The sequence below is a fragment of the Vibrio bivalvicida genome, from assembly GCF_001399455.2.
Taxonomy (GTDB): Bacteria; Pseudomonadota; Gammaproteobacteria; order Enterobacterales; family Vibrionaceae; genus Vibrio; species Vibrio bivalvicida.
The window spans coordinates 76,182-85,095 of the sequence record NZ_LLEI02000022.1 but is presented as its reverse complement, the minus strand read 5'-3'; the positions used below and the strand labels follow the sequence as shown (position 1 = coordinate 85,095).

The 8,914-nt window shown below is 46.2% G+C and carries 6 protein-coding genes; all 6 read right to left on the bottom strand.

Going from position 1 to position 8,914, the window contains the following annotated elements:
• Positions 1 to 198: 198 nt before the first annotated feature.
• The 6 genes from tldD to mreD are packed head-to-tail and all read right to left on the bottom strand — an operon-like array spanning position 199 to position 8,913.
• Positions 199 to 1,644: a metalloprotease TldD gene (tldD, locus tag APB76_RS08665; RefSeq protein ID WP_049844380.1), complete on the bottom strand. Its 1,446-nt coding sequence runs from the start codon at positions 1,642 to 1,644 to the stop codon at positions 199 to 201.
• A gap of 9 nt (positions 1,645 to 1,653) precedes the next feature.
• Entirely contained in the window at positions 1,654 to 2,472 is an 819-nt protein-coding gene (locus APB76_RS08660) for a carbon-nitrogen hydrolase family protein (protein ID WP_054962777.1), read from the bottom strand.
• A 12-nt stretch (positions 2,473 to 2,484) separates the two neighbouring features.
• Complete coding sequence (locus APB76_RS08655) at positions 2,485 to 6,360, bottom strand: YhdP family protein (protein ID WP_054962778.1); 3,876 nt, start codon at positions 6,358 to 6,360, stop codon at positions 2,485 to 2,487.
• 9 nt (positions 6,361 to 6,369) lie between these two features.
• Complete coding sequence (gene rng / locus APB76_RS08650; protein WP_054962779.1) at positions 6,370 to 7,839, bottom strand: ribonuclease G; 1,470 nt, start codon at positions 7,837 to 7,839, stop codon at positions 6,370 to 6,372.
• A gap of 20 nt (positions 7,840 to 7,859) precedes the next feature.
• Complete coding sequence (locus tag APB76_RS08645; protein WP_054962780.1) at positions 7,860 to 8,420, bottom strand: Maf family protein; 561 nt, start codon at positions 8,418 to 8,420, stop codon at positions 7,860 to 7,862.
• Positions 8,421 to 8,424: 4 nt separating this feature from the next.
• Entirely contained in the window at positions 8,425 to 8,913 is a 489-nt protein-coding gene (gene mreD, locus APB76_RS08640) for a rod shape-determining protein MreD (RefSeq protein ID WP_049844384.1), read from the bottom strand.
• Position 8,914: the final 1 nt, after the last annotated feature.

The window sequence follows — 8,914 nt, the reverse complement described above, 5'->3', positions numbered from 1 at the left end:
AGCGAGAAGCGAGAAGCGAGAAGCGAGAAGCGAGAAGCGAGAAGCGAGAAGCGAGAAAAATTAAAGGGTTGGCGCATGGCGTCAACCCTTCTTTTTATGTCCAATTAAGCTTTTCAGCAACTTTCGCCACCTCATCCACAAAGACCCCTCGAAGGACTAAGTCCTCTCTCGAATCTCGAAGCGAAAGCGTTCCCTTCTCTATTCCGTACCACCAACAGTGATCGAATCGAGCTTCAGCGTTGGCTGACCGACACCAACTGGAACACTTTGACCTGCTTTACCGCACACACCGACACCACGGTCAATGCTAAGATCATTACCAACCATCGAGACTTGTTGCATCGCTTCAATGCCTGAGCCAATTAGGGTGGCCCCTTTTACTGGGCGAGTGATTTTGCCATCTTCAATCAAGTAAGCTTCAGAGGCCGAGAAGACGAACTTCCCTGAAGTAATATCCACCTGACCGCCGCCAAAGTTAGGCGCATACAGACCTTTCTTAACTGTAGAGATGATCTCTTCTGGTGTGTGCTGACCTGGCAGCATGTATGTGTTGGTCATACGCGGCATAGGAAGATGAGCATAAGACTCACGACGACCATTGCCTGTTGGACTAACACCCATTAAACGGGCGTTGAGCTTGTCTTGCATATAACCTTTAAGTACGCCATTTTCAATCAAAGTATTGTACTGGCCATTTACACCTTCATCATCAACGTTTAATGAACCACGTAGATCTTTCAATGTACCGTCATCAACAATAGTACACAGCTCAGACGTTACTTTCTCACCGACTTTGCCACTAAATACTGAAGACTCTTTACGGTTAAAGTCACCTTCAAGTCCGTGGCCGACTGCTTCATGCAGCAGAACGCCCGGCCAACCAGAGCCGAGTACCACAGGCATCATACCAGCAGGCGCGGCTTCAGCTTCAAGGTTTACTAGCGCCATACGGATCGCTTCATCGGCATAGTGGTACGCGACCTTAGCACCATCACTATCAGTGAGGAAAAAATCGTAACCAAATCGACCACCACCGCCAGAGCTACCACGCTCACGGCGATCACCTTTTTGTGCCAGTACACTAATAGATAAGCGCACTAGCGGACGTATATCACCAGCATAAGTACCATCTGTAGCCGCCACCAGCATTTGCTCATGCACGCCACTCAAGCTGATAGACACTTCTTTAATCAACGGCTCTTTCGTTCGAATATAGGCATCGAGTTCTTTAAGCAGCTTGGTTTTTTGCTCTTTCTGCCAGCTTTCTAATGGGTTAGCTGCAGAGTAATAGCTTTGATTATCGCTACGCTTAAACGCCTGAACTTTGCCGTTTTGACCTTGCTGAGCAATACCACGAGCAGCAACTGCACTTTGCGTCAGGCCTTCTAGCTGGATTTGGTCAGAGTAGGCGAAACCGGTTTTCTCACCAGTGACAGCACGAACGCCTACACCGCAATCAATATTGAAAGAGCCATCTTTGATGATGCTATCTTCTAAAACCAGAGATTCATGCCAACTCGACTGAAAATAGATATCGGCGTAATCAATTTGGCGAGTCGCAATACTCGCAAGCGTATCAGCAATATCTTGTTCACTAAGTCCGGCTGACTTTAGCAATGCACCTTCTACGTGATTTATTGTCATACTTTGCTCTTAATTTTGTAACTGGTTGCTGAATCGAGCATGCTGACCCACTGGCATCGCAGCTCTTAATTCTTTTACTTGGCTTAAATCGATATCGACCAATAAATTACTTGGTTGATCGGAAAGGCTCGCGACCACCTTGCCCCACGGAGAAATGACCATCGAGTGCCCCCAGGTTTCTCTTCCACATGGATGAGTTCCAACTTGATTAACCGCAATCAACCAAGACTGAGTCTCAATCGCACGTGCACGAAGTAAGATTTCCCAATGCGCTTCTCCAGTCACGGCGGTAAAAGCCGCAGGAACGAGAATCAAATTTGCGCCTAAGTGTGCCAGTTCGCTATACAAACTAGGAAAACGAACATCATAGCAGATACTCAGGCCAATATGGGCAAATGGTGCTTGGTAACCAACGACTGCACTTCCGGGCATAAAGGTTTCTGACTCACGGTAGCGCTTATGACTGTCAGCGACATCAACATCAAACATATGCAGCTTGTCATACTGGGCAACAAGCAGACCATCAGGAGAATAGAGCAATGAGGTTGTGGTCACTCCTTGCTCTCGCTGAATTGGCATGCTTCCTATTGCTAGCCAAATTCCATTCTCCCTCGCCATCTCAGATAAAGAGATTTGTAATTGCCCTTGACCTATCGGCTCTGCATGTCGGTGGTAGTCGCTACGATTACCAAACACTAGTGCATTCTCGGGTGTAACGATTAATCGAGCACCTTGGTCAGCCAAATTAGCCACTTGCTTACGGATATAGGCCAAATTGTCACTCGGGATTGGCCCTGAGGTCATTTGAATTAATCCCACTCGTTCCATGAGTTTTGTTCCTTATTTAGTCGATTCTCGTAGTGACTCTGGCAGCTCAAACTCGCCCTTACTACGAGACAGCTCTTTAACTACAGGTGAGTCTAGCGGACCTTTTACTTCATAGTTTACCTGAGTAAAGACTTCTACTACCGGTGATATAACAGTCGTAATGGCCAGTACATACAATGCGGTTTGCGGCGTCACGGCAAAAGCGGTTAATACAGGAATGCCTGAGGTGATATCCGGTGTGAATTTTACTTCCGCATCAACAGTGCGAGAATTAAGGTTAGCGAGGCCTTTAATATTCATCTCTCCGGCAACGGCATCCATTTCGATGTCATTGGTGAGGAATATACCATTACGAATCGAGCCACTCCCTGTGATCGAGTTAAAGGCCATCCCCCTATCGAAGACATCACTAAAATCGAGCTGCATCTTGCGGATAATAGAGTCTAAGCTAAATATCCCCAGCAAACGCGCAGCACCGCTGACATCAGAGATAATACCTTTACCTAGCTTAGTCGACACTTCACCACTTAGAGTATCCACCTTGCCTGACCAAGGAGAGCCATCCCATTCCAACTGCGAACTGATTTCAAATGGGGCTCGCTGAATCCCTGAAGAAATACCAAAGCGCTCCATCACATCACTGTTGTTTTCACCAGACATCTCAATGTCGAACTTGGTGTGGCTTTCGGTTTCATTCAGTTGCCACCAGCCTGTCATATCAACTTTGTTGGCACCACTTTCAAATGTCAGTTTCTTCCATTCCAGCTTTTCACCTTGGCGCTGCAAATCAAGGTGCGTCTTGCCGACTTTATATCCCTGTAACCAAAAATCGTCGATTGTCAGGGTAATATTGGGAATCTGCTCATGGAATGTACGCTCAAAGTGGCTGATAAGCGGTGCATCATTGTTTTCTGGCTCAAACATACCTTTGTCTTTGTATTCCTTATCTAAAGCGGGAATATAGACATGCAGACGCTCTAAAGACACTGATAGGTCATAAGGTTCAATATAACTAGCTTCACCTTTTGCTTCTTGGCTATCTAGGCTCAGGTACCAGCCTAAGCCTTTACGCTTGGCACTAAAATCAACATCATTCCAATCAATAGTGCCCAGCGTAAGCTCTTTGGCATCAAGGTCGATTCTTGTCGGCAAAGGGATTTCTGGTGTATTCATCTGAGCGACGAGTGCTTCTGATGGCCCTTCTTCAACGGCAAAGCGTTCAAACCACTGATCTAAATTGAGATCATCGACCAAAATTTTTGCCTGATGGCCAGCGACCGGACTGATTCTGTAACTGCCCTTACCCAGTACTAAATAGGTATCAGTTAGCACTGGAACTTCTGGTCGGATATCGATTTCAGCTTGATACTTAAAATTGGGTAGCTGGACGCGAGCAGTGATGCTCTCTTGGTTACCCGACGCTTCAAGCCGTGCTTTACCTGCACTCCCTGCTACCTTATTTAGTGGTGCAGGAAAGTCACTGGCAAGAAACTTAAGATCCGCTTGAGTATTAATTTGGTAGGTAAAGCCGACATCGTTAAGCTGGATATCAACATCCATATTCCAAGGGGTATGCCCACTTAGTGGCTCAAGCCACTGCTTACCGAGATAAGGTACTAAAGGTTCAACATCCCAATCACCAACGACGTCAATCGCCACGCCATAGCCTTGGTCAATATTCTCACCTTGGAAATCAATTGACACAGGCTGATTAAGTAACCCGGCGGATAATCCGGCGGCGCTGACAACGTCATTATCAAATTCAACCCGACCCGACACTTTTTCTAACGTCATTGGCGGAGCATCAATAGTAACGTGGTTGTCTTTTAGATCGGCGTATCCCCAGGCGCGAGCTTCCTTATTTTCACTAAACGGGATATTGAGTTGAAAGCTTGACTCCACCTGCCCATCAACTTGAACTGCGGTTAATGCTGCACCAACCGAATCGACCAACGGGGAAGCGGTCATGTAGTCACGCACCGCATTACCTTGTGCGACAGCCTGTGCTTCGATTTCGATATGACCACCTTCCGCTAACTCGGGAATACGCCCGGTAATGCGCTTGGCTTTAACATCCATAAGAGTGGCACTGCGCGAGTCGAGATACATGGCATCGTTCTGGAACAGCAGATCTAACTGTAGATCGGTGATTGGCGGCCAAGCGGTATCAAAGCTAAATTTCGCTTGCTTTAAGCCAACCCATGCCTGAAACATGCCGTCATTGTTGTGATACGGAAAATCGCCTAACTCACCATACCAAAGTAACTTAGCAGTATTTACCTTGCCACCTTGAATCGCAGTACTTAAATAGTCGGTCAGTTCACGGCCTAGCGCTAAAGTCGGTAAATAGCGCCAAGTTTCCGCAGCATTGTATAAATCGGCTTCGGCATAGAAGGATAAGAATGGGCTGCGATCGTGCGGGAAATCGAGCTTAAAAGCGCCTAAAACTTGTAGATCTGGAGTCGCAGCTGTCACTTTATCAGCCCACAAACTCCAACCAGACTCACTATTTTGCCAAACAACATCGACTTGTCCTTGCCTAATATGAAGCGGCGCTTGGAACACATCCCCATAGGGTAAAACATCATCAATCAATGAAACCTTGGCCTTCGCCTGACTGAGGTTACCGGCAATAGAGGCAGATAAATGATTCAAACCTGGTAGCAAATCCCACTGCGACATGGAAGCACCTGACAGTTCAGCAGAGTATTTGATGCTATCGATACCATCAGCCATAGAGACTCGAATGTCTTCGATTTGTCCACCGAGAGAAAGAGATTTAAGAATATCTGTGCTCGCTTTGGACTTCGGTGCCAGTTTGATTAGCGGAGTAATCGCCGCAATATCGAGCTGTGAAACATTTAAACGCCACTCGTTTGGCTGCCAATCAAAGGCAACATCGAGATCCGGCCACTCCACCTCATCGGTATTGAGTTTTAGTGAGTGAGCATTTACTTGCCAACCTTCATTCCTTGGTTCTAGTTCAACAACACCAGACTCTAACCATAGTTCGTGATGCCCACCTTCTTTCCAGCTTAGCTCTGACGAATCAAACTCCAGATAGGCACTGGTTGGTTTACTTTGAGTTAAAGTCAACCAGCTACTAAAGCTCACTTGCCCTTTATCTATCCCTGATTCAGTTTTGATAAACTTGGTCAGCCAAGGCGTAATCAAGACGTTTTGCACTGACAAGTAAAACTCACCACTGACATCCTTTAGTGAGCCGTGATCGACAAAGTTTGCTTTGACTTCTGCAGAGTTTAGATTGCCATGTGCGAGACTGACTTCACCATCTGCTCGATGATGACGGCCATTGTTTTGCCATTGTAACCTTTTGATATCGAGCTCGCGGCTCGTACCATCTATACCCAGAAATTGAATTTTCGACTCAGTTAAGGCGAAGCCGTCAAGTTGACGTAACAACAATTGATCTAACTGCTGCATCACATCTTTCTGCTCACCCTGAGGTTGCAGTTGCGGAGGTTGGTCGCTGTCGGTATTGACCCACTCAACCGAAGTAATATCTAAATTGAACTGGTAAATATTGAGATCAGCAACAACAGGCTGCTGTTGAATCAATGACTGAATCAAATCTAACTCAATCTCTACATTCTCCGCTGAGAAGTGGATGCCGCTGCTTTCCGGTGTTTTAGCCGTTACACCTTGCAAAGAAAGTGACGGATGGGTATTACGCCAAAACCCCTTTATTTCAGAAACGTCAAATTCTAGCCCTGAGCCTTGGTTGATCCAGCTCTGGATTTGAGGTTGAAAATGGTTGAGTTGAGGCAGCGCGATACGCAGCGCCGTTACTGTCGCAGCCAAAATGACCAAAACAGTAACGGTGAGCCATAACAATAATCGAACTAGCCGTGTAGCCGTTGAAATCACAAACAACCTTTACATCATAACAACGTCAAACTGCTCTTGAATATACAAAGGCTCAGCCTGGATTTTCACCTGTTTGCCAATAAATACTTCAAGTTCAGCTAGGGCGTGAGACTCTTCTCCTTGTAAGGCATCCGCTACCGCAGGAGAGGCATACACAACAAATTTATCGGCATCGTAAGCACGATTGACGCGAGTAATCTCACGTAGAATCTCGTAGCAAACCGACTCAACTGTCTTAACACTTCCACGCCCTTCACAAGTTGGACAAGTAGAACAAAGAATATGTTCAATGCTTTCTCGGGTGCGCTTGCGCGTCATCTCGACTAAACCAAGCTGAGTGAAGCCATTAATGTTAGTTTTGACACGGTCTTTGTTTAAGGCAGCAGCCAAAGAAGTGAGTACACGGTCACGATGCTCATCAGAAGCCATATCAATAAAGTCGATAATAATGATACCGCCAAGGTTTCGCAGCCTTAACTGTCTAGCAATCGCTTGGGTCGCTTCGATGTTGGTATTGAAGATGGTTTCTTCTAGGTTACGTCGACCGACAAATGCTCCGGTATTGATATCTACAGTGGTCATGGCTTCAGTTTGATCGATGATAAGATAACCACCGGATTTAAGCTCTACCTTACGCTCCAAAGAGCGCTGAATTTCGTTCTCAGTGTCGTACATATCGAAGATGGGCTTATCACCTTCATAAAGCTCAAGCTTTTCTGTTAGTTCAGGTACATACTCAGAAGTAAACTCTTTGAGATTTTCAAATTCAAGGCGTGAATCCACCAGGATCTTAGTCAGTTCCGTCCCGACAAAATCTCGTAGAATACGTTGAGATAACCCTAGCTCACCATACAAAGTCGCCCGGGTTTTGTATTTACTGCGTCGCTCGGTGACTTTCGACCATAAGCGTTTAAGAAAGGCGGCATCTTGGGAGAGTTCTTTATCGTCGGCCCCTTCAGCAGCAGTGCGAATAATAAAACCACCATTTTCATCGCAGTATTCGCCGACGACTTTCTTCAGACGACAGCGCTCTTGCTCACTTTCAATGCGTTGAGACACGCCGACATGGCTAGCACCAGGCATAAAGACAAGGTAACGAGAAGGTAAAGTAATGTCAGTGGTCAGACGCGCACCTTTAGTTCCCAGTGGGTCTTTGACCACCTGAACCACAATGTCTTGCCCTTGGCGCACCAATTCTGAAATATCGCGTACTTGAAACTGTTGTTTTTCATTTTCAGCGACACATTCTGTGTGAGGAACGATATCTGACGCATGAAGAAAGGCGGCTTTCTCGAGCCCTATATCAACAAATGCTGCCTGCATGCCAGGTAAAACTCGACTGACCTTACCTTTATAAATGTTGCCGACAATACCGCGTTTTGCTTCACGTTCAACATGGATCTCTTGTAGAGTTCCGCCCTCAATCATGGCCACACGAGTTTCACTCGGGGTCACGTTGATAATTAACTCTGCACTCATAAGAGTACCTCAAATTTTATTTATAAGAATTTGTGCAAGAGCTGGTCAGTTTCGTACAGGGGTAAGCCAACAACTGCGTAGTAACTGCCTTCGATGCGAGTTACAAAGCGTCCGCCTAAGCCTTGAATACCATAACTACCAGCCTTATCGCATGGTTCGCCCGTGTGCCAGTATTGTTCTATTTCTTGCTCTGACAAAGTTTTGAACCACACGTCGGTAGATACCACGACTGTTTCTTGAATCTCTTTCGATGCGACAGTCACGGCTGTCATCACTTGGTGCGTTCTACCTGAGAGTGCGAATAACATTTTTTTAGCATGCGCTAAATCATCTGGCTTTTCCAATACCTGCTCATCGCATACAACGATGGTATCAGAACCGATAACCACTGAATTTGGCTCAAGCTCTACTGCCGCCATCGCTTTATCTTTAGCAAGGCGAGAAACATATTCAAATGCGCTCTCACCGGATTGGCGACACTCTTCGACATCCGTTTTCAGGACAGAAAATGCATAGCCGAGTTGAGAAAGTAGCTCTTTACGTCTTGGCGAGCCCGAGGCCAAAATCAATGGTTTAGTCATTTTACTATCGTATATGCCAGTGGCGTCTTACTCGACGCATTAATAAGAACATCCAAGGCCAAAGAATACAGTTGATCAAACCACTCCACAGCGAGACCGGGTTAAAGGCCACATCTTGGATCAAGTACTCGCCACAGAAAATAAGCACATCGAGCAATATAGACATCACGCCAATCAGTATCGCTTGTTGCCATAGCGCCATATTACGAATGACGAGGAAGTTAAGTGCGACGAGATAAACGACAATCGACATCATCATGCCGCGGATACCTAACGTGGAGCCAAGCAATAGATCCCACAATAAGCCTAGTATGAGTGCTGAACCAACATTCACTTTATGCGGTAGAGCTAGTACCCAGTAGCAAGTCACCAACAACAACCAAGAAGGGCGCAGCAAATCGAGCATTCCCGGCCAAGGTATCGTTTGTAGGGTAAGCGCTATTAAGAAAGAACAAGCAATGACAAACTTTCCTTTTAACACACTATTTGCCATG

Coding starts and splice junctions, on each gene's coding strand:
- tldD (WP_049844380.1), bottom strand. CDS start 1,644: ATGACAATAAATCACGTAGAAGGTGCATTGCTAAAGTCAGCCGGACTT.
- APB76_RS08660 (WP_054962777.1), bottom strand. CDS start 2,472: ATGGAACGAGTGGGATTAATTCAAATGACCTCAGGGCCAATCCCGAGT.
- rng (WP_054962779.1), bottom strand. CDS start 7,839: ATGAGTGCAGAGTTAATTATCAACGTGACCCCGAGTGAAACTCGTGTG.
- APB76_RS08645 (WP_054962780.1), bottom strand. CDS start 8,420: ATGACTAAACCATTGATTTTGGCCTCGGGCTCGCCAAGACGTAAAGAG.
- mreD (WP_049844384.1), bottom strand. CDS start 8,913: ATGGCAAATAGTGTGTTAAAAGGAAAGTTTGTCATTGCTTGTTCTTTC.